Origin of the sequence: Sphingobium sp. IP1, assembly GCF_002708645.1 — a bacterium.
GTDB classification, from domain to species: domain Bacteria; phylum Pseudomonadota; class Alphaproteobacteria; order Sphingomonadales; family Sphingomonadaceae; genus Sphingobium; species Sphingobium yanoikuyae.
This window is the reverse complement of record NZ_NOIW01000004.1, coordinates 70,459-96,710: the sequence shown is the minus strand read 5'-3', so window position 1 is coordinate 96,710 and position 26,252 is coordinate 70,459. Positions and strand designations below refer to the sequence as shown.

Sequence of the window (26,252 nt, the reverse complement as noted above, 5' to 3'; positions counted from 1 at the left end):
AATGAACGCCCTGCTCGCGCGCCATCCCCGGCTTGCAGCCCTGCTCGCCGGTTTCCTCTCGGCGACCGGTTTCGAGCCGCTGAAACTCTGGCCGGTCACGATCGGCTGCTTTGCGCTGCTCATCCTGCTGATCGAGCGCGCGCCTGACCGCCGCGCCGCTTTCCTGCGCGGCTGGCTGTTCGGGGTCGGCCATTTCACCCTGGGCCTCAACTGGATCGCCCACGCTTTCACCTATCAGGACGCGATGCCGCACTGGTTCGGCTATGGCGCGGTGATCCTGCTTTCGCTCTATCTCGCCGTCTATCCCGGCCTTGCCACATTGGGCGCCTGGTGGGCCGGGCGCCGCTTCGCCGTCTCGGGCACCGCCTTCCTGCTGCTGTTCGCCGGCTGCTGGATCGCCAGTGAATATGCGCGCGCCACCATCTTCACCGGCTTTGCCTGGAACCCGCTGGGCGTCACCCTGCTGCCGACCGGCGCCGCCATCGCCGCGACGCTGATCGGCACCTATGGCCTGGGCGCACTCGTGCTGCTCGCCGCCGGCGCCAGCCTGCTGGCCGCGCGCCGCCAGTATCGCCCCGCCGCCGCCATCGCCGTGCCGCTCGTCGCCCTCGCGCTCTGGGGCCAGCTCTCGCCCGCGCCGACGACGCCCGCCGGCGCGCCGCTGATCCGCGTGGTTCAGCCCAATATCGGCCAGGACGAGAAATATTCGGCCGAACTGGAACAGGCGCATTTCCGCACCCTCGCGACCCTGTCGGGCAAGCCCCGCCCTGCCCCGCGCCTGATCTTCTGGCCGGAAGCGGCGATCCCCGCCTATCTCGACATGGAACCCGAATGGCGCTGGCGCCTCGCCGACCTGATGGGGCCGGGCGACCTGCTGATGACCGGCGCGACCAAGGTCTATTTCAAGGACAAGGGGCCTTATGGCACGACCGAACTGGCCGGCGCCAACAACAGCCTGTTCGTGGTCACGCCCGATGCCCAGCTTGCCGCCCGCTATGACAAGGCGCATCTCGTCCCCTATGGCGAATATCTGCCGATGCGCTCCATCCTCCAGCCGATCGGCCTGTCGCGGCTGGTGCCGGGCGACGTCGATTTCTGGCCCGGCCCCGGCCCGCAAAGCCTGACCCTGCCCGCCACCCTTGGCCGCCCGTCGCTCAAGATGGGCGTGCAGATATGCTATGAGATCATCTTCTCGGGCCAGGTGGTCGACCGCGCCAACCGCCCGGATTTCCTGTTCAACCCGTCCAACGACGCCTGGTTCGGCAGCTGGGGGCCGGTCCAGCATCTGGCCCAGGCGCGGCTGCGTGCGCTGGAGGAAGGACTGCCGATCATCCGCGCCACGCCCACCGGCGTGTCCGCCATCGTCGATGCGCGCGGCCATGTTCTCCACGCCCTCTCCAGCCATCGCGCCGGCTATCTCGACAGCCGCCTGCCGCCGCCGCTGCCCGCCACTCTGTTCGCGCGGGTCGGCAATTGGGCGCCCTTCGCCTTCCTGATCCTGCTGGTTGGGACGGCTCTTGCCTTGCGCAAAGGCAAAAGCTAATAACCACATAAAGTTTTCTTTATATCTATTCGTCCGCAAGCACCTTACGGGAGTCTCATGCGTAACCAATTCCTCTTCACCTCGGAATCCGTTTCCGAAGGCCACCCCGACAAGGTCGCGGACCAGATTTCCGACTCGATCGTCGACCTGTTCCTGTCCAAGGACCCCGAAGCCCGCATCGCGTGCGAAACCCTGACCACGACCCAGCTCGTCGTCCTGGCCGGCGAAATCCGCTGCAAGGGCGTCTATGAGAATGGCGAATGGGCACCGGGCGCACAGGAAGAGATCGAAGCGACCGTCCGCGCCACCGTGAAGCGCATCGGCTATGAGCAGGACGGCTTCCACTGGGAAAGCTTCCGCTTCGAGAACAACCTGCACGGCCAGTCCGCGCACATCGCGCAGGGCGTCGATGAAAGCGGCAACAAGGACGAAGGCGCCGGCGACCAGGGCATCATGTTCGGCTATGCGTCGGATGAAACCCCCGACCTCATGCCCGCCACCCTCTATTATTCGCACAAGATCCTGGAACGCATGGCGGCCGACCGTCATGGCAAGGTCGTTCCCTTCCTGGAACCCGACGCCAAGAGCCAGGTGACGCTCGAATATATCGACGAAAAGCCGGTCCGCGCGACCGCGCTGGTCGTATCGACCCAGCATGCCGCCGGCATGGACAATGACGACAGCCGCGCCGAACTGCGCGCTTACGTCAAGGGCGTGATGGCCGATGTCCTGCCCGAAGGCTGGCTGCCGGGCGACGAAGCCATCTACGTCAACCCGACCGGCCTGTTCGAAATCGGCGGTCCCGACGGCGACGCCGGCCTCACCGGCCGCAAGATCATCGTCGACACCTATGGCGGCGCGTCGCCCCATGGTGGCGGTGCGTTCAGCGGCAAGGATCCGACCAAGGTCGACCGTTCGGCTGCCTATATCACCCGTTACCTCGCGAAGAACATCGTTGCCGCCGGCCTCGCCCGTCGCTGCACGATCCAGCTCAGCTACGCCATCGGCGTCGCCGAGCCGCTCTCGCTCTATGTCGACCTGCACGGCACCGGCACCGTCGAAGCCTCGGCGATCGAAGCCGTGCTGCCGACCCTGGTGCGCCTGACGCCCAAGGGAATCCGCACCCATCTCGGCCTCAACAAGCCAATCTACCAGAAGACCGCCGCCTACGGCCATTTCGGCCGCACGCCCGACGGCGACTATTTCCCCTGGGAAAAGACCGATCTGGTCGACGCGCTCAAGGCGAAGCTGGCCTGAGGCCTGCGGTCTGACGACACATAGCAAGGGGCGCGGAGAGCTATGCTTTCCGCGCCCTTTTCGCATGTCCGTCACAAGTTGTTACCGGCCTGTCGAAATAAGACGATTTTCCATCGCATTGTCATGACTCGGAGTTATGATGCAGTGCGGTCAGGAATGGGGGTCCGCCGCGACGTCTGAACGCGTTTCGGAAGGCCAGCCATGCCCAGGACGACCAGCGAACCCACATCATCCACCGCTTCCATCCCGCTTTGGCCGCCGCTCGACTGGTTCGGCCAGGCCTTCGACTATGGCGTCGACGCGTTGCAACGCGCCGTCCTGTTCGCCGACGTCAAGCGCCAGCGCGGCGACCAGTATAAGGCGCATCTGGCCGAACGCGTGCCCCATGTGCTGAATTTCGATGGCGAGATCATCCTGTCCGGCGCCGATCTCCCCCGCCCGGTCAACTATGGTCTGGTCCGCATCACCCCGCCCGAAGGCCTGCCGGCCGACCCCGCCAAGCGCCCGGTCATCGTCGTCGATCCGCGCGCCGGCCATGGTCCCGGCATCGGCGGCTTCAAGCCCGACAGCGAGATTGGCGCCGCCCTGCGCGAAGGCCATCCCTGTTATTTCATCGGCTTCACCCCCAATCCGGTCGCGGGGCAGAGCGTCGAGGATGTGATGCGGGCGGAGGCCGCCTTCGTCGCCCATGTCGGCGAACTCCACCCTTCCGCCGACGGCAAGCCGGTGGTGATCGGCAATTGCCAGGCCGGCTGGCAGATATTGATGACCGCCGCGGTCTGGCCCGACCTGTTCGGCCCGATCATCGTCGCCGGCGCCCCGCTCTCCTATTGGGCGGGCGACAATGTCATGCGCTATGGCGGCGGCCTGATGGGCGGCAGTTGGGCAACGGCGATGACCGGCGACATGGGCGCCGGCCGCTTCGACGGCGCCTGGCTGGTGCAGAATTTCGAAAATCTCGATCCCGCCAACACCCTCTGGAAAAAGGATTATACCCTTTATTCCAAGGTCGATACCGAAGCCCCTCGCTATCTCGGCTTCGAGAAATATTGGGGCGGCTATGTCTATCTCAACGATGTCGAAATGCAGTATATCGTCGACAATCTCTTCATCGGCAACCGGCTCGCCACCGCACAGCTACTGACCTCGGACGGCATCCGCATCGACCTGCGCAACATCCGTTCGCCGATCCTGGTCTTCTGCTCGCATGGCGACAATATCACGCCGCCGCCCCAGGCCCTGGGCTGGATCACCGATCTCTACCGCAACGATGCGGAGATCGTCAGCCATGACCAGACGATCATCTATGCCACCCATGACAGTATCGGCCATCTCGGCATCTTCGTCTCTGCCAGCGTCGGGCGGAAGGAGCATCGCGAATTCGTCAGCGCCATCGACCTGATCGATGTGCTGCCCGCCGGCCTCTATCAGGCGACGGTGCAACAGGATCCAGACGGCGCCCTGCCCGGCGCGGTCGATGATGACGGCCAGTATCTGGCGATCCAGCGGCGCGGCATCGCCGATGTCCAGGCAATCGTGCAGCAGGATTTCGACAGCGAACGGCGCTTCGTTGCCGCCCGCCGTGCGTCGGAAGCCAATCTGGAGCTGTATCGCCGCTTCGCCCAGCCGCTGGTGCAGGCGATGGCCAGCCCGCAACTGGCCGACTGGCTGGCGCAATGGCACCCGATGCGCCTGTCCTACAGCTGGTCCAGCGACCATCCCATGGCGCAACTGATCGAGGGCTGGGCCGGGGTCGTGCGCGACAATCGGCGCCCGGTCGCCCCGGACAATGGCTTCCTGGCCGGCCAGACCATGGTGTCGGACATGATGGTCGGCGCCCTCGACGCCTATCGGGATGCCCGCGACAGGCTCCAGGCACTCAGCTTCGATACGATCTATGGCGCGCCGCTGGTTCAGGCCGCCATGGGCGTCGCTCCGCAGGATGGCCGCCCGCCCCGCCATCACCCCGGCGACACGCCGGAACATCGCGCCTTCGTTGCCGAGGAAATGGCGCATCTCAGCGCCGAACTGCATGAAGGCGGCCTGCTGGAAGCGCAGTTGCGGGCGATCTTCCACGTGCTGCGCACCCGCGAGCAGACCGACGCCCGCCGGTTCGAGGAGGCGCGCCGGCTGCATATCGACATGCTGCCCGCAGGCATGACCCTGCCGCTGTTCCGGGCGCTGGTGCGCGAGCAGGCCAAGCTGCTGCGCCATGATCCCGATGGCGCGATTGCCGGCATTCCCGAACTGCTCGCCCGCGTCGATCCCGATGCGGTCCGCGCCGGCGGGCAAAAGCTTGCCGCCCTGTTCGACCGGGACGAAGGGCTGACACAGGAGGAGGCCGCCCGTCTGGGCGCCATGCTCGACCTGTTCAATGCCGCGGCCGATGCCGACCGTGGCTGAGCCATCCTGTCCGGAACATGACGAAAAGTTCATTGGCCTGCGCCCGCGGAACCGCGCATAGAGAGGGCGTCGGGCTCGCACCCCTGTCGAGCCCGGCACCCTCCACCCAGGGCAACGCCATGACCCGTCCTCTTGCTACCGCCTTCATCAGCCTTGCATTTCTGGTTGGCAGTGCCGCTCCTGCACTGGCAGCTCCCTGCAAGGATGCGAAGGGCAAGTTCGTCAAATGTCCGCCAAAGGCGGCCCCGAAAAAGGGCCCCTGCAAGGACGCCAAGGGCCGCTTCGCCAAGTGCAAGTGACCTGACGAACTGGACAGACCGGTCGGGCCTTGCCTCCCGGCCAGCCTTCGGGTCGCACCACGGCTAGCCAGCTTCAAGGGCCATCCTGCCGCTCTCCCCTGTTCGGCATCCCATGGCCCTTGTGCTCTGCCCCCTTCCCGCTACCTTGCCTGCATGCATAGCGGGAGGGGGCAGATATTCATGTGGATGCGGATAGTTGGCGGCTTTGCGATGGCAACAGCCCTGCCCCTTGCCCCGTCCGTGCAGGCCCAGCCGAGCCCCATCGCCGTAAAGACCGACAAAAACTGGACGCACCAGCCGTCCGGTATCGCCTTCCCGTCGAAGATTGACGGTTTTGCCCGCAGTGCGGTCGAGGATCTGAGCAACGGCGCGCTCCTCGACACATCGATCGCCTATGACGATCCGATCAGTCGCACCCATGTGAATGTCTATGTCTATCATGCCGCCATGCCGGCCACCGCGATCTGGTTCGATGTCGCGGCCACCATGATCGCGACCAACGACAAATTCGGGCGCCCAGCAGCGCTGGGCGATCCTGTGGCCTTTGCCCTTCCGGGCAGTTCAGTGCCGGCCGGATTGCGCCAGAGCTTCGCCATCACCCAGGTGGGCCGTAGCAGCGGCGTTGCCGTCATCGCGCTGGGAGAATGGGTGGTAAAGCTGCGCGTCACTTCGCCGGCCCATGATGCTTCGCAGCTCGACACCCTGATGGACCGGATGATCGCGCAGCTCGGCTGGCCCCGTGCCCTGCCGCCACTCGCGAGGGCCGTTCCGCTCAAGCCCTGCGCCCAACCGCTTGTCTTCGGCGCGCCTGCAGGCAAGGTGATAAAGGACGGCGCGTCCGTCATTGCCGGCGCGATGATGGGCAATATCGACCGCAGCGTCAGGGAAAAGGCGGCGAAGAATAGAGAAGCCCCGGCCGCGCCAGCCTATTGCGTCCACCCCGATCGGATACAGGGCCGCCTCCCCATCTATCAGGGCGAAGAGAACGAGGGCAGCTATGCCATCCCGCTCGGCGATTCGGGCACCATGCTGGTCATCGCCCGGAACACGCTGACCGCCTTGCTCGGCGGTAAGGATGAAAGCAGGGCGCCCTGGACGGTCACCGTCCGCAAGCTTGACCAATGGCTGCAATATCCCAGCTACGCCAGCGCGCCACCCCCAGCCCAGGCGATCGAGATCGTCCAGTCGGAAAAGCCGCTGTCGACCACCAGCGTCTATGGCAAGCAAAGCCAGATCAGTCTGTCTCCGGACGCCGTCGCCAACTGATAGGGCGCACGCCGCTTGCTCCATCGGCCCGGCCCCGCTATCGGCCCACCCCATGACCGCGCATAAATCGGGCGACCCGACCACCCTCAACCGCCTTTATGGCCGCCAGTCCGGGCCCAAGCTTCGCAAGGGCCAGCAGGAACTGGTCGACACGCTGCTGCCCGCCGTATCGGTACCGGCCGAAGGCGACGTCACCGCCGCCGACCTGTTCGGCTATGACCGCCCGCTCCATTTCGAGATCGGCTTCGGCGGCGGCGAGCATATGGCCTATCGCGCCGACATGCTGCCCGACCATGGCTTCATCGGCTGCGAGCCGTTCCTGAACGGCGTGGTGCAGGCACTCGGCCATATCCGCGACGGTGCGCTCGGCAATGTCCGCCTGCACATGGGCGATGCGCTCGATGTGCTCAGCCGCATCCCCGACGGATCGCTCAGCTTCGTCTATCTGCTCCATCCCGATCCCTGGCCCAAGGCCCGCCACGCCAAGCGGCGGATGATGAACCCCGGCCCGGTCGACATGATCGCCAGGAAGCTCAAGCCCGGCGGTGAGTTCCGCTTCGGCACCGATCATCCGGTCTATCTGCGCTGGGCGCTGATGGTGATGAACGGCCATCCCGAATTCGACTGGCTGGCAAGCGATCCCAAGGACTTCCTGACCCGTCCGGGCGGCTGGCCCGAAACCCGCTATGAGGCCAAGGCCCGGCGCCTGGGCCATGAAGTCTGGTATTTCCGCTATCGCCGCAAATGAGGCGCGGGCCGTTTCGTGCAGCCCGTTCCTGTGCCACGGTGGTCGATCCTGTATAGAGGCCCCATGACCGACATCGACCAATTCATCGCCGGACTGCCCAAGGCAGAGCTGCACCTTCATATCGAAGGGACGCTGGAGCCCGAACTGATGTTCGCGCTGGCCCGGCGTAATGACGTGACGCTGCCTTACGGCTCGATCGACGAGATCCGCCAGGCTTATGACTTTGGCAATCTCCAGGATTTCCTGGATATCTATTATGCCGGCACCAATGTGCTGCGCACGCCGCAGGATTTCCACGACCTTGCCGCCGCCTATTTCGATCGCGCGGCGCAGGACAATATCGTCCATGCCGAAATCATGTTCGATCCGCAGGCGCACACATCGCGCGGCGTGCCCTTCGACCATGTGATCGAGGGGCTGCTTTCAGCCATGCGGGACGCGGAAGAACGCCATGGCATCACCAGCGACCTGATCCTGAGCTTCCTGCGCCATCTGAGCGAGGAAGAGGCGTTCGATACGCTGCGCGCCGCCACCCCCTGGCTGCCGCAGATCAAGGCGGTGGGGCTGGACTCGTCGGAAGTCGGCCACCCGCCCGAGAAATTCGCCCGCGTCTTCGCGGCCGCCGCCGATGCTGGCCTCAAGCTGTGCGCCCATGCCGGCGAGGAAGGCCCGCCCGCCTATGTCTGGGAAGCGCTCGACCTGCTCAAGGTCGACCGGATCGACCATGGCAATCGCGCGCTGGAGGAGGATGCCCTGGTCGAGCGACTGGTGGACGAGCAGATGGTGCTGACCGTCTGCCCGCTCTCCAACCTCAAATTATGCGTGATCGACGACATCGCCAGCCATCCGCTCGACCGGATGCTGGACATGGGCCTGCGCGCGACGGTCAATTCCGACGATCCGGCCTATTTCGGCGGCTATCTCAACGACAATTATCGCGCCGTCACCGCCGCCCGCGACCTGACCCGCGACCAGATCGCCCTGCTCGCGCGCAACAGCATCATCGGTTCCTTCCTGCCGCAGCAGGCCAAGGACGCCCATCTGGCGACCATCGACGCCTATCTCGAACAGGCGCATTGAGGCCCTGATTTACCGGCCCCTTCCCCGATGATATAGTCTGTCTCACAGGATGACAGGCTTTTGGGGAAGGGCCGGACGCATGGCTGATTGGGTGAAGGCCGCGACGGCGCTGGGTATCGGCCTGTCGCTCGCCTCCGTTTCGATCGAACCGGCCTTTTCGCCCGCGACGCTTGCCGCGCTCGATCCCGTCCGCCTCGCCCGCAGCCTGTGCAGTGGCCCGCGGGTCGGCTCCACCCTCGCCGGCGAATTGCTGGTCGCGGCCGCTGCCGCCCAGCCGATCGCCGACGCGCCGCCGATCCCGCTGTTCGATGATCTCACCCATGCCCCCTTCCCGCTGACCACCAACAATCCGCAGGCGCGCCGCTATTTCAGCCAGGGCCTGCTGCTCATGTATGGTTTCAACCATGCCGGCGCGGTCCGCTCCTTCCGTGCGGCACAGCGGCTCGATCCCGCCTGCGCGCTCTGCTGGTGGGGCGAGGCGGTGGCACTCGGCCCCAATATCAACGCACCTATGGATGCCGGCAATCGGGGCGCCGCGCTCGCGGCGATGGACCGGGCGATGGCGCTGCGGGATCGCGCCTCGCCGATGGAGCGCGGCCTGATCGAGGCGGCGGCGCTGCGCTATGCCCGCGATCCTGCGGCCGACCGCGCTGCCCTGGACGCCGCCTATGCCGATGCGATGCTGGCGCTCGCGGCCCGCTTCCCGACCGATGACGATGTCGCCGTGCTGGCCGCCGAAGCGGCGATGGACACCAGCCCGTGGAATTATTGGGAGGCCGACCGCAAGACCCCGATCGGGCGCGCCGGCGCCGCCATCCGCCTCGTCGAAACGGTGCAGGCCCGCAATCCCGCCCATGTCCAGGCGGCGCATCTGATGATCCACCTGCTCGAAGCGAGCGACCCAAAACGCGCCGAAGCCGCCGCCGATCGCCTCTCCGCCGATGGCGTGCCCAGCGCCGCCCATCTCGTCCATATGCCGAGCCACATCTATCAGGTCGTCGGCCGCTATCGCGACTCGATCCGCGTCAACATCGCCGCCGCCCGCGCCGACGAAGCCTTCATCCGCGCCACCGACGACCACAGCCTGGTGCGCTACGGCTATTATCCGCACAATGTCCATTTCATCGTCGCCTCCGCGCAGATGGCGGGCGACATGGATAGCGCGATGCGGGAGGCGCGCCGGCTGCGCACCATCCTCGATCCCGCGACATCGGCCGCCATCGCCTGGATCCAGGCAATCGACGCCGCCCCCTATCTGGCCATGGCGCAGTTCGCCGCGCCCGCCGACATCCTCGCCCTGCGGGCGCCCGATCCGCGCCTGCCCTACGCCATCGCAATGCGCCATTATGCCCGCGCCGTCGCCTTCGCCCAGCAGCGCAATCAGCGCGGCTTCGATGCGGAGGTCGCGGCAATGCGCGCGCTTGCCCGCTCCGATGCACTGGCCCCGATGATTGCGCAGGGCGTCCCCGCCCCTGACCTGATCGCGCTCGCCACCGCGGTCGCGCGCGGCCGCCTCGCCACCGCCCAGCATCGCTATGCGCAGGCCGCCGATCATTATCGCGCCGCCATCGCGCTGGAGGGCAGGATCCCCTATCAGGAACCGGCCTACTGGTATTATCCGGTGCATCAGTCGCTCGGCGCTGCCCTCTTCCTCGCCGGCCGCCCCGACGAAGCCAGCGCCGCCTTCCGCCAGGCACTGATCCAGGCCCCCAATAATGGCTGGGCGCTTTACGGCCTTGCCCGCGCAGAAGCCGCCCAGGGGCATGAGGCAGAGGCCGCCGCCGCCCGCAAGGCTCTGACCAGCGCCTGGTCCGGCGATCCCGACTGGCTGCGGATGGACCGGCTCTGACGGGCGATCCGCTTGTCGATCGGGAAAATGGACAAATAGCCGGAAAATACTGGCCATCGCCCATTTTGCTGGTAGGGAGGGCGCGTCCAGCCCACCGGGATCGATATTCGCGCCATGGCATCCGCGCCGCCCCCTTTCCGCGTCCTGCGTCAATCGCGCCCCGGCGCGCAACGTCCGTCATGAGCCGCCCCGGCCAGCGCTGGAGCCGCCGCCGCGCCCGCGCGCTGCTGCGCCATAGCGGGCCGACATCCTTGCTGTTTCGCCGTCGCCTCGCCCTGATCGGCGGCGCCGTGCTGGTCGGCCTCGCCGCGCTCGCCTTCGCCTGGGCCGCAGACGAAGCGACCGAGGCTTTCCATCGCCTGGCCACCGCCAATCGCTGGCTGCCGTTGTTGCTGACCCCGCTCGGCTTTGCCGCCCTCGCCTGGATCACCCGCAGCGTCGCGCCCTTTGCCGGCGGATCGGGCATCCCGCAGGTGATCGCCGCCACCCAATTGCCGGAAAAGGTCGGCCGTTGCCTGGTTGACCTGCGCATGGCCCTGCTGAAGGTCGTGCTGACCATCGCGGGCCTGCTGGTCGGCGCTTCGGTCGGCCGCGAAGGCCCCACCGTCCAGATTTCCGCCGCCATCCTTGCCCGCGTCCACGCTTTGCTGAACGTGCCGCTGCGCGCGTCCGTCATGGTCGCGGGCGGCGCGGCCGGCGTCGCCGCCGCCTTCAACACGCCGCTCGCCGGTTCGCCGGGGAAGATCCAGCGCAGCAGATTGCCGAACCCGGCGCCGCGCTGGTCGCCGACGCATCGGCGCAGATCTTCTGTCGCGAGCGCCTCTATCACGGCCTGTCCCGCAATTTCCTGGAGCAGGCCAAGGCCGCCGAAGCAAGCCGCTGACATGGCGGCGCTCGGCTGCCTGCTGCTGATGATATTGCCGATTATCGGCTTTCTCGCCGGCCAGTTGCTGGCCGGAATGGACGGCGCCTGGATCGGCGCCGCCATCGGCCTCACCGGCGCGATCGGCTTTTCGGCGGTGACCTTCTACGCCCTGCTCCAGGCCGGCCGCCGCCGCTAACTCAGCCCTCCGCGCGCAGCTTGTCCGCCAGTTGCTGGATTTCATCGGGATTGAGCAGCCAGGTCCGGGTCTTCTGCCCCTCGCGATGCACAGGCTGGGTCAGCAGCACCCGCGCCTGTTCCTTGGCGAAGGGCTTGAACAGGCCATAATGGATGACGCAATCGCGCACCGTCGCGATCAGCGGCGCCTTGCCATCCAGGTCGATCATGGTGGCAGGCTGGTCCCAGGGGATGGTCGAGATAATCATGGATATGCCATGACCACCCACCGCGCACGAAATCAAGGGAAAGCTTTCGTCGCCATGCCCCCGGAACCGCCCCGCCCCTTACAGCGCCCGCATCCAGAATTGCATCGGGTGGCTGACCTTTTCGCTGCCGCCAATTTCCTTCCAGCTCATGTCGCACAGCGCGCCCTCGATCGGCGCATAGCCGCGCTTGCGCCAGAAGGGGGCAAGGTCGCGGGCGTCGGCCGGACAGCGCGGATCGTCCTCTTGGCGCACCACGCCGCAGAAGATCGCAAAATCGGCGCCGGCCTCCCGCGCTGCCGCTTCGCGCGCGTCGAAGAAGAGGTGGCCGATGCCGCGGCCATGATAGGCCGGCAGCAGCACGGACTCGCCGAAATAGAAGCTGCGCGCGACATCGACGCCGGCCGCCACCAGCGGCGCGACCAGACTGTCGGGCTGGCCGGCCAGCGGCGATGCGGTGGCGATGCCGACCGGCTCGTCGCCAATCCGCGCCCGCACTAGCGTCGCCTTGTCGCTCGCCAGAAATGCGCGCAGATATTCCTCCTCATGCGCGGCATCGCCCTCGTAAAGATAGGGCCACTCACGGAAGATGCGGATGCGCAGCGTCGCCAGCGCCTCCAGCCCTTCCGCATCGCTGGTCACGCGGTCGACGATGATCGACGGCTCGGTCATTCTGCAATCTCCTGATCTTCGATTTGCGGCGCGACCGGCGCATCGTCGCGCGCGGCATCGCTGGCCATCTGCGCGATCACGTCCGATCCCGCGCCATTCTGGATGATGTGGAAGGGCACATGCTGTTCGGGCCAATGGCGGAAGGGCAGCACCGTGCCATCCGCGCGCAACTGGTCGACCATGGCAAGGTCGATGTCCGCCACCACCCAGTCAGGGCCATTCGCCTGCCCCAGCGCGATCACGCCATCGTCGGGCATCATGCCATCGGGCGGACCAAAGGCACCGGCGGCGCCGAAATTCTCGTCCATGCAGGGCAGCCAGGGGGCCATGCCGACGCTGGGCGACTGGACGACGAAGCATTGATTTTCCATCGCCCGCGCCTGCGCGCCGATCCGCACCCGCCAATAGCCCTGCATCGTGTCGGTGGCCGATGGCGTCAGGATCAGCTTGGCGCCGGCCTCCGCCTGCGCCCGCGCGATCATCGGAAATTCGACGTCATAGCAGATCGAGATGCCGACCGGCCCGATCGGCGTGTGGATGAGATTGATGCTGTCGCCGCCACTGATGCCCCAGCGTTCGCGCTCGAACCGGGTCATCATGATCTTGTCCTGATGGCCGGTGGTGCCGTCCGGGCAGAAGAGCCGCGCACGATTGACGATCCGTCCGTCGCTGGTCCGCACCGGCCGGCTGCCCGCCAGGATCATGATGTCCAGCCGCGCCGCAAGCTCGGCATGGACGCGGTCATAGGCCTCGCCAAACTGCATCACCAGGTCGAGCGAGGCGGTCAGGTCGGCCGCCCGCTCGGGATCGATCCCGGCCAGCTCCATCGCCGCATATTCGGGGAAGATCGCCAGGGTCGCGCCCAGCGCGGCGGCTTCCTCTACCCAGCGGGTCAGCTTTTCCTGCCAGTCGGCAAAGCTCTGCACCTGCTCGATCGGATATTGGGCGGCGGCAACGCGGATGTGGGTCAAGGATACCTCAGGATGGAACGGCGACGGGGCAGGCGGCGGCTTTAGCGCCCTTCGACCTGCGCGATCCAGTCGGCCAGATTATAATGGTTGGAAATGCGCGTAATCTGCCCCTCGACGATGTCGAAGAAGGCGCCGACGCGCAGATGATAGGTCTGGCCGGCGGCCGGCGGCAGCCCCTCGTCGGTCACCAGATAGCGGCCGTCCAGCATGAACTCGGCCGCCGCCCGCGTTCCTTCGGCATTGGCCAGCACGATCGGATCGATCACCGTCTCGGCATAGCAACGGTTCATATGAGACAGGAAATCGGCGAACGCCGCCTTGCCGATGCGGGCCACGCCCTGGCTCGGCTCGTGCCGCACATTGTCGGCCAGCAGCGCCAGCATTCCCTCGGCGTCCTGCCGGTTGAAGGCATCATAATAGGCATGGACCAGGGCCAGGGTCGTTTCGGACACAGATTTCTCCTCGGACTGGGAAAACGTGCGGGATCAGCCGACCAGCCGCATGGCCGATCGGCGATGGCGGGTGCGATAGCCGTCCGACTTCGCCTCCATCCGCGCCAGATTATGAACGGTCAGCCCGGCAATGCCACTGATCGCGTCGACCTGATCGGCGCCCAGCGTGAAGTCGTCGCCCAGAAAGACGCGGGCCGCCTTGCCATCGCCGATCGGCGCCCGCACGAACACCTCGCACCGCCCGCCCCGACTGCCGGACAGGATCGCCGCCAGCTTGGCCACGGCCTCGACCATCTCGATGTCCAGCACCAGCTCCATGCGCGACACGTTGGCGATCTCGCGGAACGGCTCCATCCGGCGCACGGTGACGCGCGGCGTTTCCTCGCCCGGCAGCCGATCCAGCTCGACATGCAGCAGCGCGCAATCGCCCTCGCGCGCCAGTTCCTCGATCTGCTTGCAGGCATCCTCGTCGAAACAGCTCGCCTGGAACTGGCCGCTCTGGTCGGAGAAGGTGGCGTTGGCATAGCGCGCGCCCCGCCGCGTCTCGCGCCAGCGCACATCTTCGACCATCGCCGCCATGATGCCCATCACCCGCCCTTCGGCATTGGGCATGCCCATCGGCTGGGAACAGATTTCGCCATAGCTTTTCGCGCCGCGCGCATCGGCCAGATGGCGGAAACGGTCGACCGGATGGGCCGAGAAATAGAAGCCGAACGCCTCCTTTTCCTGCGCCATCCGGTCCGACACGGTCCAGGCCTGATGCGGCGGGATACGGACGTCGGCATGGGCCGTCTCGACATCGCCGAACAGGCCGCCCTGCCCGCTTTCGCGCGCCTGCGCCGCGCTTGCCGCGACGCTCAACAGGGTTTCGGCCGCCGCATGGACACCCGCCCGGTCGGCATGGATGGTATCGAAGGCACCGGCTGCCGCCAGGCTTTCAAGCTGGCGTCGGTTGAGCAGGCGCGGCTCGATCCGGTCGGCCAGATCGTCCAGATGCTTGAACGGACCATTGGCTTCGCGCTCGGCAACCAGCTGCTCCATCGCCTTCTCGCCCACGCCCTTGAGGCCGCCCAGCGCATAGCGCACGGCAAAGCCCAGGCGCGGGTCATCACCCTCGAACGGCACCGCCTCGACGGTGAAGTCGGCCTCGCTCTGGTTGAGGTCGGGCGGCAGGCAGGTCATGCCCATGCGCCGCATATCGTCAACGAAGACGGTCAGCTTTTCGGTCAGATGGATATCGAACGCCATCGACCCGGCATAGAATTCCGCCGGATAATGGGCCTTGAGCCAGGCGGTCTGATAGGCGAGCAGCGCGTAGGCGGCGGCGTGCGACTTGTTGAAGCCATAGCCGGCGAACTTGTCGATCAAGTCGAACAGCTCGTTCGCCTTGGCCGGCTTGATGTCGCTCTTGGCACAGCCCTCGACGAAGCGCAGGCGCTGGGCGTCCATTTCCGCCTTGATCTTCTTGCCCATGGCGCGGCGCAGAAGGTCGGCGTCGCCAAGCGAGTAGCCGGCCAGGATCTGGGCGGCCTGCATCACCTGTTCCTGATAGACGAAGATGCCATAGGTTTCTTCGAGGATCGGCTTCAGCAGGATGTGCGGATATTCAATCTCTTCCTGGCCGTTCTTGCGGCGCCCGAACATCGGGATATTGTCCATCGGGCCGGGACGATAGAGCGACACCAGCGCGATGATGTCGCCGAAATTGGTCGGACGCACGGCCGCCAGCGTCTTGCGCATGCCTTCGGATTCCAGCTGGAACACGCCGACCGTATCGCCGCGCTGGAGCAGTTCATAGACCTTGGCATCGTCCCAGGCGAGCGTGTCGAGATCGACCGTGACACCGCGCCCCTTGAGCAGCTGCACCGCCTTTTGCAGCACCGACAGCGTCTTGAGGCCGAGAAAGTCGAACTTCACCAGCCCCGCGCCCTCGACGAACTTCATGTCGAACTGGGTCACCGGCATGTCGGATCGCGGATCGCGATAGAGCGGCACCAGCTGGCTCAGCGGCCGGTCGCCGATCACCACGCCGGCCGCGTGGGTGGAGCTGTGGCGCGGGAAGCCTTCCAGCTTCATCGCATAGTCGATCAGGCGCTTGACCTGATTGTCATTGTCATATTCCGCCTTGAACTCGGCAACGCCGTTCAGCGATCGCTCCAGCGTCCAGGGATCGGTCGGATGGTTGGGCACCAGCTTGGCGAGGCGATCGACCTGGCCATAGCTCATCTGCATCACGCGGCCGGTATCCTTCAGCACGGCGCGGGCCTTCAATTTACCGAAGGTGATGATCTGGGCGACATGGTCGCTGCCATATTTCTGCTGCACGTAGCGGATCACCTCGCCGCGCCGCGTTTCGCAGAAGTCGATATCGAAGTCGGGCATGGAGACGCGTTCCGGGTTCAGGAAGCGCTCGAACAGCAGGCCCAGTTGCAACGGATCGAGATCGGTGATGGTCAGCGCCCAGGCCACCAGCGATCCGGCACCCGAACCACGGCCCGGCCCCACCGGAATATCATGATCCTTGGCCCATTTGATGAAGTCGGCCACGATCAGGAAGTAGCCGGGGAAGCCCATCTGGATGATGATGTCCATTTCGAACTTCAACCGCTCGAAATAGGGCTGACGCGCCTCGTCCGCGATGATCCCGGCCTTCTCCAGCCGGGCTTCCAGCCCCGCGATCGACTGATCGCGCAGCATGATGCCCTCGCCCTCGATATCGCCAGCCAGGCTCGGCAGGATCGGCTTGCGCTTGGGCGCCATCACTGCGCAGCGCTGGGCCACGACCAGCGTGTTGGCCAGCGCCTCGGGCAGATCCTCGAACAGCCGCTTCATCTCCGCTGCCGGCTTCATCCAGGCGTCGGGCGAACTGGTGCGGCGATCGGGCGTCTCGACATAGGCGCCGTCGGCGATGCACAGCATCACGTCATGCGCCGCGTGGAATTCCGGCTCGGCAAAGCAGGTCGGGTTGGTCGCGACCAGCGGCAGATTGCGGTCATAGGCCAGGTCGAGCAGTTGCGGCTCCGCCTTGCCCTCGATCGGGTCGAGCCGGCGGCAGATCTCGACATAGAGCCGATCAGGGAACAAAGCCTGCAACCGGTCGGCGTAAGCGAGCGCAGCGTCGGGCTGATCCTCGGCGAACAGGCGGGCGATCGCCCCTTCCCCGCCGGCGGTCAGCGCGATCACGCCATCGGTCCGCCCCTCCAGCATGTCGAGCGTGACATGGGGCACTTCCTCCAGCGGCCGGTCGAGATGCGCCATCGACACGAGCGCACAGATATTGTCATAGCCGCCGGCATCCTGCGCATAGAGGGCGATCCAGTCATGCACCGCCGGCGCATTGGATGGCCGGCCCGGCCGCACCACGCCCAGCATCGCGCCGACGATCGGCTGCACGCCCTCGCCCTTGCAGCCATCGGAAAAGGCCATCGACCCATAAAGGCCGTTGCGGTCGGTGATCGCCGCCGCCGGAAAACCCAGGGCCTTGGCCTGCTTGGCGATCTTCTTGGGGTCGATCGCCCCTTCGAGCATGGTGAAGGACGAAAAGATGCGCAGCGGTACGAAGGCGGAATGAGACATCGCGGCAATCTAACGACGGCAGCGCCCGCGCGCCAGTCCCGCCCGGCGAAAAGCTGTGGACAAGATCACCACTTGTCGCTTGCCAAGGGCTGCGCTTGCTGATCCTATCGCGCCCAAAGAACGGGCCAGAGGATAGGCCAGAGAACAGGGAGCACGGTCATGTCGGACAGCAACCCGGTTTCCACCCCGCCCGGCATCGCCGATCGGGCCAAGGCGATCATCCTGCGCCCCAGGGACGAATGGACGGTGATCGAGGCCGAACCGGCCAGCATCGGCAGCATCTATACCGGCTATGCCATGATCCTGGCGGCGATCCCGCCGCTCGCCACCCTGATCGGCGGGCAGGTCTTTGGCCATGGCCTGTTCGGCATCAGCTGGCGCCCGCCGCTGATCGGCGCGGTCGGCATGGCGATCGCCCATTATGTCCTGTCGCTGATCGGCCTGGCCGTGCTGGCAATCATCATCAACTTCCTCGCCCCCAGCTTCGGCGGCCAGCGCGACAAGCTGAAAGCCTTCAAGATTTCCGCCTATTCGGCGACCGCCGGCTGGCTGGCCGGCATCTTCTCGCTGCTGCCGGGGCTGGGCATGCTGGGCCTGCTTGGACTTTACAGCCTCTATCTCCTCTATCTCGGCCTGCCGCGCCTGATGAAGGTGCCCGAACAGAAGGCGCTCCCCTATACCATCGTCACCATGGTCGCGGGCGCGCTGCTCTTCATTCTCGCCAGCCTGCTCGCCATGCCGTTCAGCGGCCTGTTCGGCGGCCATGCCGGGCCGGACGATATCAGCGCCGACATCATGGTGCCGGGCATCGGCAAGATTGATGTCGACAAGATGGACGCCGCCACCAAGCAGATGGAACAGGCCGCCAGGCGGATGGAGGAAGCAACCAGGAACGGCCGCTCCGCCGCCATCGCGCCCGATCTGCTGCAGGCGCTGCTGCCCGAGAAGATCGGCCGCTTCACCCGCACCGAGATGGAAAGCAGCGGCATGTCCGCCGGCGCCCATGCCTCCGCCCGCTACCGTGCGGGCGACGACGAGATCGAGCTGGAGGTGAACGACATCGCCGTGGCCGGCGCCTTTGCCGGGATCGGCGCGGCGCTCAACGTCCAATCGAACCGCCAGACCGCCAGCGGCTATGAGCGTACCCAGACGATCGACGGCCGCATTGTAACCGAGGAATGGGACAAGGACAGCCGTCACGGCAAATATGCCACCACGCTGGCCGACCGCTTCATGGTCGAGGCGGAGGGCACCGTCGCCGATATCGGGGAGTTGAAGGCCGCGGTGAACGCGCTCGATCTCGACCGACTGAGCGCGCTCGCCGCAAAATAGGCAATGTCATGAGGTCGCCCGCGTAACGAATTGCCAAGCTATCGGGCCTAGGTTAGGCGCCATCATGCGTTTATCCACGATCACCAACTGGGCCTATGGGGCCACCGTCCTGCTTACTCTGGCGTCGGGCACGACGATGCTGTTCGCGTCCGGCGCGGAACAGCGCGAGCGCGCCGCGGTCGCCCAGCGCGCCAGTTTCGACCAGTTGACCTCCACCCTGGAGGAGGATGTCTATCGCCTGACCGAACAGGCGCGCGGCTATGTGATTTCGGGCGATCCCAGCCATCTGGTCGTCTACCGCCGCGAGAAGGAAGCGCTGCGTTCCGTCGAGGACCGCATTAGGCATCTCAAGGATGCCGGCGCCAACGAGAATGAGCTGAACGCGCTGCGCCAGGCGATCCAGTGGGCCGACGCCCTGTCCGACGAACAGGATGTCGCAATCAAGGCGGCGCAGGCGGGCGATGACAAGACCGCCCGCACCATCCTCTTCGGCGACGAATATGGCCGCGAACTGGACCGGGTGGCAGCGCAGGTCGGCCGCTTCCAATATATGCTGGATCATCGCACCGACACGGCGGTGCAGGGCGCGACCGATAGCGCGCGCCAGTGGCGGACCATGTCGGAAATCATGCTGGGCGTCACCGCCCTGCTGTTCCTGTGCGTCCTCTATTTCGTGCTGAAGCAGCGCATCCTGCATCCGGTCGTGCGGCTGAGCGATGTCGTCACCCGCCTTGCCGCGCAGGATTTTGCCGCGATCCCGCCCGATTTCCCGCAGGTGGACGAGATTGGCGACATGGCGCAGGCGATCCGTATTTTCCGTGAAAATGGTCTGGAGCGGCAACGGCTGGAGCAGGAGCGCGATGTCGATCGCACCATGCGCGACCTGCTGTCGCGCATGACCCAGCGCCTGCAGGGCTGCGACAGCACCGCCGATCTGGTCGAGGTGGTGCGCCGTTTCACCCCGGAAATCACGCCCGATTTCCCCGGCCGCCTCTATATCCACGACATTCGCCGCAACATGATGCTGCAGGCCTGCGACTGGCTCGATCCCAAACAGTCGCGCAACGATTTCCCGGCCTCCGCCTGCTGGGCACTGCGACGCGGGCAGGTCCACAAGCCGCGCGGCGGCATGGTCGACATTGCCTGCGAGCATCTGGAAGGCGAAACCGCCATCCCGACCATCTGCATCCCGCTGGCGGCGCAGGGCGAAAGCATCGGTCTGCTCTATTTCGAACAGACCCGCGACATGGATGCCGAACATCTCGATCGGGCGGAAAAATATCTGGAGATGCTGGCGGAGAATATCGGCCTGGCGCTCGCCAATTTGCGCCTGCGCGATGCGCTGCGCGAAATGGCGATGGCGGACGCGCTGACCGGCCTGCCCAACCGCCGTCATTTCGACGCCATGTTCGAGGCGCTGGTGGACGAGGCGGAACGCAACCATGCCCCGCTCGCCTGCCTGATGGTCGACATCGACCATTTCAAGCGGTTCAACGACAGCTATGGCCATGATGCGGGCGACGCAGTGCTGCGCGCGGTCGGCGCGGTGCTGGGCGATTCGCTGCGCGAACAGGGTTTTGCCTTCCGCCTGGGCGGCGAGGAATTTGTCCTCCTGATGCCCGGCTTCACGCTGGAACAGGCGCTCACCCGCTCCGCCCAGATCCAGCAGCGCATCCGCGACCTGCGGGTCGAGCATCGCGGTCAGGAACTGGGGCCGATCACCGCCTCCTTTGGCCTGGCCGCCTGGCCCGACCATGGCGCCGCCGTCCGACTGGTCACCACCGCCGACGCCGCGCTGCTGCGTGCCAAGGGCGAGGGCCGCGACCAGATCATGGTCGCGGCCGCACGCGAGGGGCTGTTACCGGGCTGACGCCTCTTCCAGCCGCCCCTCGTGCAGGCGGACCACCCGGTCCATCTTTTCCGCCAGCCGTTCATTATGGGTGGCGACCAGAGCCGCCGATCCTTCGCCGCGCACCAGGCGCAGGAATTCGGCCAGCACCACGTCGGCGGTGCGCTCGTCCAGATTGCCGGTCGGCTCGTCCGCCAGCACCAGCGCCGGGCGATTGGCCAGCGCGCGGGCGACCGCGACGCGCTGCTGCTCGCCGCCCGACAACTGGCTCGGCCGATGGTCGAGCCGATGGCCCAGCCCCAGCGCCGTCAGCAGCGATTCCGCACGGGTCCGCGCCGCGTCCATGGTCGCGTCCTTGATCACCTGCGGAAGCACGACATTCTCGGTCGCGTTGAAATCGGGCAACAGGTGGTGGAACTGATAGACGAAGCCCAGCGCATCGCGGCGCAGGCGGGTACGCCCGTCATTGTCGAGCTTCGCCGCTTCCTCGCCGGCGATGCGGATCGATCCATCGAACCCGCCTTCCAGCAGGCCGACCGCCTGCAGCAGCGTCGACTTGCCCGAGCCCGATGGGCCGAGCAGCGCGACGATCTCGCCCGGCCCGACCGTCAGGTCGACGCCGCGCAGCACGTCGATGGTGACGCCGCCCTGGGTGAAGCTGCGGGAAAGGCCCGTGACCTTGAGGACATCATTCATAGCGCAGCACCTGGACAGGATCGGTATTGGCAGCCTTGAAGGCCGGATAGAGGGTGGCGAGGAAGCTGAAGACCAGCGCCATCAGACAGATGATGACGATCTCGACCGGATCGGGCTTGGACGGCAATTCTGTCAGGAAGCGGATCGAGGGATCCCACAGATTCTGCCCGGTCACGAACTGGATCACATTCACCACGCTCTGGCGGAAGAAGAGGAAGGTGAAGCCCAGCGCCATGCCGGCGACCATGCCCAGCGTGCCGATGGTGACGCCCACGGTCATGAAGATCTTCACCAACCCGCTCCGGCTCGCCCCCATGGTGCGCAGGATCGCAATGTCGCGCGTCTTGGCACGCACCAGCATGATCAGCGAGGACAGGATGTTGAACACCGCGACCAGCACGATGATCGACAGCACGACGAACATCGCCACCCGCTCGACCGCCAGCGCCTCGAACAGGCTGGCGTTCATCTGGCGCCAGTCCTGCACCACGGCGCGACCCGCGACCTTGGCCGCCAGCGGCTCCAATATCTGGCCAACCTTGTCGGCATTGACCGTCTCGACCTCGATCATGCTGACGACATCGCCCAGCAGCAGCAGCGTCTGCGCATCCTCGATCGGCATGACCACGAAGGCCTTGTCATAATCATAGACGCCGACCTCGAAGATCGCCGCCACCTGATAGGATATCTGGCGCGGCATCGTTCCGAACGGGGTCGCGCGGCCAGCCGGGTTCATGATGCTGATATGGTCGCCGACCTGGATGCCCAGATTTTCCGCCAGGCGAACACCAATGCCGACCTTCTCGCTATTGGCGGTCAGCGCGTTGAGATCGCCGGCAACCACCTTGCCCTTGAGCGTCGTGTTGCTGCGAATGTCGGGCACGGTCATGCCACGCACCAGCACGCCTTCCCCCCGTCCCTGATAGAGGCCGAGCAGGGGTTGCTCGATCAGCGGTGTCGCGCTGGTGACGCCCGGCGTCGCCTTCGCTTCCTTCAGCACATCGCGCCAGTCGGGCAGGCGCCCGCCATAGCCCTGTACCACGGCATGGCCGTTGAGGCCGACAATCTTGTCGAACAGCTCCGCGCGGAACCCGTTCATGACGCTCATGACGATGATGAGCGCGGCGACTCCGAGCATGACCGCGGCCAAGCTGATGCCGGCGACGAGGAAGATGAAGCCTTCCCCCTTGCCCGGCAGCAAATAGCGCTTGGCGATCATGCGTTCGTAGCGGGATAGAATCATGGTGGCGCGAATGGCCCTTCTGGTAGTGATGCGGCCGGTCTAGCAGGCTGAGCCTTAACGGCAAGGATTGCGGAATTGTTGCACACGGGACACAGGCCGATACAGAAAATCACAGAGCCCGGATTTTGCCCGTGACAGCAGGCTGCGCCAGTCATAGCAAGGCTCCCGAGGCACAGGCAAAAGGCCGTGGTTCAGGGATACTGCTTCCCACTTCAAGCTTAGGGGGCTGAGAAGTCGGTAGAGGCAGGCCAAGGGGGAGACGAGCAATCGTCCATTAAGTGCCCGGATCGCGAAAGCGGTCCGGGCACTTTTTTGTTCAGCGACTCTTGGGCGCCCTTCCCGCTTAACTTCGCACATTTCCCGCACATCTTGGCATTTTCGGATTCAAGACGGAAATTTTGTTACGCTTCCGTCGATTTTCTCCGCCCTCTTCTCGCCAGTTCAACGCGCGCGGGCGCTATAGGACAGGCGGCGCGATGCTTCCCCCTGCCCCCTCTTGAACAACGCAAAGAGCCAACCATATCAATCCCGTCCGGTCGCCACATGGGGCCGGGCGCAAGCATAGGCCGGACGCCGAAGACCGGGTCCGGCAGGATCATTTTGCTCTGTTGGAGATTATGAGCATGCGTGGTTTCGACCTTACCCCCTATCGCCGCTCGACCGTCGGCTTCGATCGTCTGTTCGACCTGATCGAGAATAATGCCCGTCTGGCGCAGGGCGACAATTACCCGCCCTTCAACATCGAACGCCTGGCCGAGGACCGCTATCGCGTGACCCTGGCCGTCGCCGGCTTCCGCCCCGAGGAAATCGACATTACCGCCCAGCAGAACCTGCTCCAGGTGATCGGCCGCAAGGATGAGACCAACGCCGACCGTTCCAAGTTCCTGCATGTCGGCATCGCCAATCGCAGCTTCGAACGCCGCTTCGAACTGGCCGATTTCGTCCGCGTCGAAAAGGCGGACCTGGCCGACGGCCTGCTGGTGATCGAACTGGTGCGCGAAGTGCCCGAAGCGATGAAGCCCAAGAAGATCGCCGTGAATGGCGGCCATCTGGTCGACATCAACAAGGATCGCGACGCCGCCTGATCCGGCCACCCGAAACAAGCACAGGGCGCGACCGCAAGGTTGCGCCCTTCTTGCTACCCGCCGTTCAGCGCACCTGCTGCGGCGGCGGCATCGGTATCGCACTGATCGCGACATTGCCGAACATCACCAGCCCCGCGACGATCATCAGCACCCCGCGCTTGCGGTCGCCGCGCTTCACGATCGCGTAAATTCCCCCGCCGGTCAGCAGGATACCCGCCAGCATCAATATCGAAAGGATCATGCCCGCCATGGGCCAGTCCATAGGCGCCTAGCTGGACTGTGGCAATTGGCGGCCCATACCCCTATGAGGCGCGCAGAAACGAATCACCCCAAGCCGCAGGGGAACGCACCCATGAAAATCGCCATCGCTTCCGATCATGCCGCCGTCGACCTGAAGGCCGAACTTGCGCTATGGTTGCGCGACGAGGGCCATGAGGTCGCCGACCTCGGCCCGGCCACCGCCGACCGCGTCGATTATCCCGATTTTGGTTACAAGCTCGCGACCGCCGTCGCATCGGGCGAAGCGGAACGCGGCATCGCGCTCTGCGGTTCGGGCATCGGCATCTCGATCGCCGTCAATCGCAACCCGGCCTGCCGCTGCGCTCTGGTCGGCGAACCGCTGTCGGCCGCGCTGTCGTGCGAGCATAATGACGCCAACGTCCTGGCCATGGGTGCGCGCCTGACCGGCGTCGACATGGCCAAGGCCTGCGTCACCGCCTTCCTCACCACCGAGTTCGGCGGTGGCCGCCATGCCGGCCGCGTCGAGAAACTGTCCCAGCCCGCGCTCTGAAAGGACTTGAGATGAGCACCGAAACCCTCACCCAGCCCAACCTGTCGGACATTCGTTCGGAAGGCTATTTCACCGCAGGCCTGGCCGCTGCCGATCCGGCCGTGTTCGCCGGCGTTGCCCAGGAACTGAAGCGCGAGCAGACCCAGATCGAGCTGATCGCGTCGGAAAATATCGTGTCGCAGGCCGTGCTCGAAGCGCAGGGCAGCGTCTTCACCAACAAGTACGCCGAAGGCTATCCGGGCAAGCGCTATTATCAGGGCTGCGCCCCGTCGGACGTGGTGGAACAACTTGCCATCGACCGCGCGAAGGAACTGTTCGGCTGCCAATTCGCCAACGTCCAGCCCCATTCGGGCGCGCAGGCCAATGGCGGCGTCATGCTGGCGCTGGTGAAGCCCGGCGAAACCATCATGGGCCTGTCGCTCGACGCCGGTGGTCACCTGACCCACGGTTCCAAGCCCAGCATGTCGGGCAAGTGGTTCAACGCCGTGCAATATGGCGTGCGCGAAGACACCCATCTGATCGACTATGACGATGTCGAACGTCAGGCGATCGAATGCCAGCCCAAGCTGATCATCGCCGGCGGCAGCGCCTATCCGCGCCAGATCGACTTCGCCCGCTTCCGCGCGATCGCGGACAAGGTCGGCGCGCTGTTCATGGTCGATATGGCCCATTTCGCCGGCCTGGTCGCCGGTGGCGCCCACCCCTCGCCCTTCGGCCATGCCCATGTCGTGACCACCACCACGCACAAGACGCTGCGCGGCCCGCGTGGCGGCATGATCATGACCGATGACGAGGCGATCGCGAAGAAGATCAATTCGGCGATCTTCCCCGGCCTTCAGGGCGGCCCGCTGATGCATGTCATCGCCGCCAAGGCGGTCGCCTTCGGCGAAGCGCTGCAGCCCGAATTCAAGACCTATGCCCAGGCGATCGTCACCAATGCGAAGGCACTGGCCGGCAAGCTGGAGCAGCGCGGCCTGGCCGTGGTCTCGGGCGGCACCGACACCCACCTCGCCCTCATCGACCTGCGCCCCTATGGCATTTCGGGCAAGGATGCGGACGAGGCGCTGGAGCGCAGCTTCATCACCTGCAACAAGAATGGCGTGCCAGGTGACCCGCTGCCGCCGACCAAGACCAGCGGCATCCGCGTCGGCTCGCCGGCCGGCACCACCCGCGGCTTCGGCGTCGCCGAGTTCGAGGATATTGGTGACATGATCGCCGACGTTCTGGAAGGGCTGCGCGACAATGGCGAACATGGCGATGCCGCCGTCGAAGCCAGCGTCCGCGAACGTGTCGCCGCGCTCTGCGCCCGCTTCCCCATCTATCAGGGGTAAGCCCGCTTGCGCTGCCCTTTCTGCGCCCATGAGGACAGCCAGGTGAAGGACAGCCGGCCGACGGAGGATGGCAATGCCATTCGCCGTCGCCGGCAGTGCGAAGCCTGCGGCGCGCGCTTCACCACCTTCGAGCGCATCCAGTTGCGCGACATCTGGGTGGTGAAGAGCGAAGGCCGCAAGGAAGCGTTCGAGCGCGACAAGCTGGCCCGCTCCATCGGCATCGCCTGCCGCAAGCGGCCGATCGACCCGAGCCGGATCGAGAAGCTGATTTCGGGCATCCAGCGCCAGCTGGAAACCAGCGGCGAAAGCGAGATCCCGGCGCGATCGATCGGCGAGATGGTGATGGAGGGGCTCAAACGCCTCGACAGCGTCGCCTATATCCGCTTCGCCAGCGTCTACAAGGACTTCACCGACGCCCGCGACTTCGAGGATTTCGCCAGCACGGTGAAGGAGGTCGGGAGTGAGTGAGGGGCCATCCCCTCATTCGCCTTAGCCAGCCCTTTCC

General features: G+C 65.7%; 21 protein-coding genes and 1 pseudogene. 14 read left to right on the top strand and 8 right to left on the bottom strand.

The window, feature by feature from the left end; all coding sequences use genetic code 11:
- Position 1 precedes the first annotated feature (1 nt).
- From lnt to CG471_RS02370, 8 genes and pseudogenes are all read left to right on the top strand, one after another.
- On the top strand, positions 2-1,543 hold the full coding sequence (gene lnt, locus CG471_RS02410; protein WP_099230388.1) for an apolipoprotein N-acyltransferase: 1,542 nt from the start codon (positions 2-4) through the stop codon (positions 1,541-1,543).
- A gap of 57 nt (positions 1,544-1,600) precedes the next feature.
- Complete coding sequence (gene metK, locus CG471_RS02405; protein ID WP_099230386.1) at positions 1,601-2,800, top strand: methionine adenosyltransferase; 1,200 nt, start codon at positions 1,601-1,603, stop codon at positions 2,798-2,800.
- 201 nt (positions 2,801-3,001) lie between these two features.
- Positions 3,002-5,203 (top strand): DUF3141 domain-containing protein, encoded by a 2,202-nt coding sequence (locus tag CG471_RS02400; RefSeq protein WP_099230384.1) that lies wholly within the window; start codon positions 3,002-3,004, stop codon positions 5,201-5,203.
- Positions 5,204-5,682: 479 nt separating this feature from the next.
- On the top strand, positions 5,683-6,768 hold the full coding sequence (locus tag CG471_RS02390) for a hypothetical protein (RefSeq protein WP_257211399.1): 1,086 nt from the start codon (positions 5,683-5,685) through the stop codon (positions 6,766-6,768).
- Between the two features lie 52 nt (positions 6,769-6,820).
- Positions 6,821-7,516: a tRNA (guanosine(46)-N(7))-methyltransferase TrmB gene (locus CG471_RS02385; protein WP_004212010.1), complete on the top strand. Its 696-nt coding sequence runs from the start codon at positions 6,821-6,823 to the stop codon at positions 7,514-7,516.
- Between the two features lie 63 nt (positions 7,517-7,579).
- Positions 7,580-8,596: an adenosine deaminase gene (locus CG471_RS02380; RefSeq protein WP_099230382.1), complete on the top strand. Its 1,017-nt coding sequence runs from the start codon at positions 7,580-7,582 to the stop codon at positions 8,594-8,596.
- Positions 8,597-8,675: 79 nt separating this feature from the next.
- On the top strand, positions 8,676-10,445 hold the full coding sequence (locus tag CG471_RS02375) for a tetratricopeptide repeat protein (protein ID WP_099230380.1): 1,770 nt from the start codon (positions 8,676-8,678) through the stop codon (positions 10,443-10,445).
- 179 nt (positions 10,446-10,624) lie between these two features.
- Positions 10,625-11,176 (top strand): annotated as a pseudogene (locus CG471_RS02370) (chloride channel protein); the annotation flags it as partial.
- Between the two features lie 331 nt (positions 11,177-11,507).
- On the opposite strand, the gene CG471_RS02365 reads toward CG471_RS02370, so the two are convergent.
- From CG471_RS02365 to dnaE, 5 genes are all read right to left on the bottom strand, one after another.
- Positions 11,508-11,753 (bottom strand): hypothetical protein, encoded by a 246-nt coding sequence (locus CG471_RS02365; RefSeq protein WP_010337356.1) that lies wholly within the window; start codon positions 11,751-11,753, stop codon positions 11,508-11,510.
- Positions 11,754-11,831: 78 nt separating this feature from the next.
- Positions 11,832-12,422, bottom strand: a complete 591-nt coding sequence (locus CG471_RS02360) for a GNAT family N-acetyltransferase (RefSeq protein WP_099230378.1) — start codon at positions 12,420-12,422, stop codon at positions 11,832-11,834.
- Entirely contained in the window at positions 12,419-13,393 is a 975-nt protein-coding gene (locus CG471_RS02355) for a carbon-nitrogen hydrolase family protein (RefSeq protein WP_099230376.1), read from the bottom strand. Before CG471_RS02355 ends, CG471_RS02360 begins: the two co-directional genes overlap by 4 nt.
- A gap of 41 nt (positions 13,394-13,434) precedes the next feature.
- Entirely contained in the window at positions 13,435-13,845 is a 411-nt protein-coding gene (locus tag CG471_RS02350; protein ID WP_099230374.1) for a ketosteroid isomerase-related protein, read from the bottom strand.
- A gap of 33 nt (positions 13,846-13,878) precedes the next feature.
- On the bottom strand, positions 13,879-17,421 hold the full coding sequence (gene dnaE / locus CG471_RS02345) for a DNA polymerase III subunit alpha (RefSeq protein WP_099230372.1): 3,543 nt from the start codon (positions 17,419-17,421) through the stop codon (positions 13,879-13,881).
- Positions 17,422-17,580: 159 nt separating this feature from the next.
- On the opposite strand from dnaE, the gene CG471_RS02340 reads away from it, so the two are divergent.
- Together CG471_RS02340 and CG471_RS02335 are read left to right on the top strand one after the other, a co-directional pair.
- Positions 17,581-18,753, top strand: coding sequence for a Yip1 family protein (locus tag CG471_RS02340; RefSeq protein WP_099230370.1), 1,173 nt, complete (start codon positions 17,581-17,583; stop codon positions 18,751-18,753).
- Between the two features lie 64 nt (positions 18,754-18,817).
- Positions 18,818-20,623 (top strand): diguanylate cyclase, encoded by a 1,806-nt coding sequence (locus CG471_RS02335; RefSeq protein WP_099230368.1) that lies wholly within the window; start codon positions 18,818-18,820, stop codon positions 20,621-20,623.
- On the opposite strand, the gene CG471_RS02330 is transcribed toward CG471_RS02335, so the two are convergent.
- Complete coding sequence (locus CG471_RS02330; protein ID WP_099230366.1) at positions 20,612-21,298, bottom strand: ABC transporter ATP-binding protein; 687 nt, start codon at positions 21,296-21,298, stop codon at positions 20,612-20,614. The two genes, CG471_RS02335 and CG471_RS02330, sit on opposite strands and share 12 nt — an antisense overlap.
- Positions 21,291-22,541, bottom strand: a complete 1,251-nt coding sequence (locus CG471_RS02325) for a lipoprotein-releasing ABC transporter permease subunit (RefSeq protein ID WP_099230364.1) — start codon at positions 22,539-22,541, stop codon at positions 21,291-21,293. Before CG471_RS02325 ends, CG471_RS02330 begins: the two co-directional genes overlap by 8 nt.
- 617 nt (positions 22,542-23,158) lie before the next feature.
- Between CG471_RS02325 and CG471_RS02320 the strand changes: the two genes are divergently transcribed.
- Positions 23,159-23,626 (top strand): Hsp20 family protein, encoded by a 468-nt coding sequence (locus CG471_RS02320; RefSeq protein WP_010337347.1) that lies wholly within the window; start codon positions 23,159-23,161, stop codon positions 23,624-23,626.
- A 64-nt stretch (positions 23,627-23,690) separates the two neighbouring features.
- Here the strand turns inward: CG471_RS02320 and CG471_RS02315 are convergent, their stop codons facing one another.
- Positions 23,691-23,876, bottom strand: a complete 186-nt coding sequence (locus CG471_RS02315; RefSeq protein WP_099230362.1) for a hypothetical protein — start codon at positions 23,874-23,876, stop codon at positions 23,691-23,693.
- Between the two features lie 102 nt (positions 23,877-23,978).
- Between CG471_RS02315 and rpiB the strand changes: the two genes are divergently transcribed.
- The 3 genes from rpiB to nrdR are packed head-to-tail and all read left to right on the top strand — an operon-like array spanning position 23,979 to position 26,215.
- Positions 23,979-24,416 carry a ribose 5-phosphate isomerase B gene (gene rpiB / locus CG471_RS02310; RefSeq protein WP_099230360.1) on the top strand — a complete coding sequence of 146 codons (438 nt, stop codon included), beginning with the start codon at positions 23,979-23,981 and terminating at the stop codon, positions 24,414-24,416.
- A gap of 11 nt (positions 24,417-24,427) precedes the next feature.
- Positions 24,428-25,747, top strand: coding sequence for a serine hydroxymethyltransferase (gene glyA / locus CG471_RS02305; RefSeq protein ID WP_099230358.1), 1,320 nt, complete (start codon positions 24,428-24,430; stop codon positions 25,745-25,747).
- A gap of 6 nt (positions 25,748-25,753) precedes the next feature.
- Positions 25,754-26,215 (top strand): transcriptional regulator NrdR, encoded by a 462-nt coding sequence (gene nrdR / locus CG471_RS02300; RefSeq protein WP_010337343.1) that lies wholly within the window; start codon positions 25,754-25,756, stop codon positions 26,213-26,215.
- Positions 26,216-26,252: the final 37 nt, after the last annotated feature.

Coding starts and splice junctions, on each gene's coding strand:
- lnt (WP_099230388.1), top strand. CDS start 2: ATGAACGCCCTGCTCGCGCGCCATCCCCGGCTTGCAGCCCTGCTCGCC.
- metK (WP_099230386.1), top strand. CDS start 1,601: ATGCGTAACCAATTCCTCTTCACCTCGGAATCCGTTTCCGAAGGCCAC.
- CG471_RS02400 (WP_099230384.1), top strand. CDS start 3,002: ATGCCCAGGACGACCAGCGAACCCACATCATCCACCGCTTCCATCCCG.
- CG471_RS02390 (WP_257211399.1), top strand. CDS start 5,683: ATGTGGATGCGGATAGTTGGCGGCTTTGCGATGGCAACAGCCCTGCCC.
- CG471_RS02385 (WP_004212010.1), top strand. CDS start 6,821: ATGACCGCGCATAAATCGGGCGACCCGACCACCCTCAACCGCCTTTAT.
- CG471_RS02380 (WP_099230382.1), top strand. CDS start 7,580: ATGACCGACATCGACCAATTCATCGCCGGACTGCCCAAGGCAGAGCTG.
- CG471_RS02375 (WP_099230380.1), top strand. CDS start 8,676: ATGGCTGATTGGGTGAAGGCCGCGACGGCGCTGGGTATCGGCCTGTCG.
- CG471_RS02365 (WP_010337356.1), bottom strand. CDS start 11,753: ATGATTATCTCGACCATCCCCTGGGACCAGCCTGCCACCATGATCGAC.
- CG471_RS02360 (WP_099230378.1), bottom strand. CDS start 12,422: ATGACCGAGCCGTCGATCATCGTCGACCGCGTGACCAGCGATGCGGAA.
- dnaE (WP_099230372.1), bottom strand. CDS start 17,421: ATGTCTCATTCCGCCTTCGTACCGCTGCGCATCTTTTCGTCCTTCACC.
- CG471_RS02340 (WP_099230370.1), top strand. CDS start 17,581: ATGTCGGACAGCAACCCGGTTTCCACCCCGCCCGGCATCGCCGATCGG.
- CG471_RS02335 (WP_099230368.1), top strand. CDS start 18,818: ATGCGTTTATCCACGATCACCAACTGGGCCTATGGGGCCACCGTCCTG.
- CG471_RS02330 (WP_099230366.1), bottom strand. CDS start 21,298: ATGAATGATGTCCTCAAGGTCACGGGCCTTTCCCGCAGCTTCACCCAG.
- CG471_RS02325 (WP_099230364.1), bottom strand. CDS start 22,541: ATGATTCTATCCCGCTACGAACGCATGATCGCCAAGCGCTATTTGCTG.
- CG471_RS02320 (WP_010337347.1), top strand. CDS start 23,159: ATGAGCATGCGTGGTTTCGACCTTACCCCCTATCGCCGCTCGACCGTC.
- CG471_RS02315 (WP_099230362.1), bottom strand. CDS start 23,876: ATGGCGGGCATGATCCTTTCGATATTGATGCTGGCGGGTATCCTGCTG.
- rpiB (WP_099230360.1), top strand. CDS start 23,979: ATGAAAATCGCCATCGCTTCCGATCATGCCGCCGTCGACCTGAAGGCC.
- glyA (WP_099230358.1), top strand. CDS start 24,428: ATGAGCACCGAAACCCTCACCCAGCCCAACCTGTCGGACATTCGTTCG.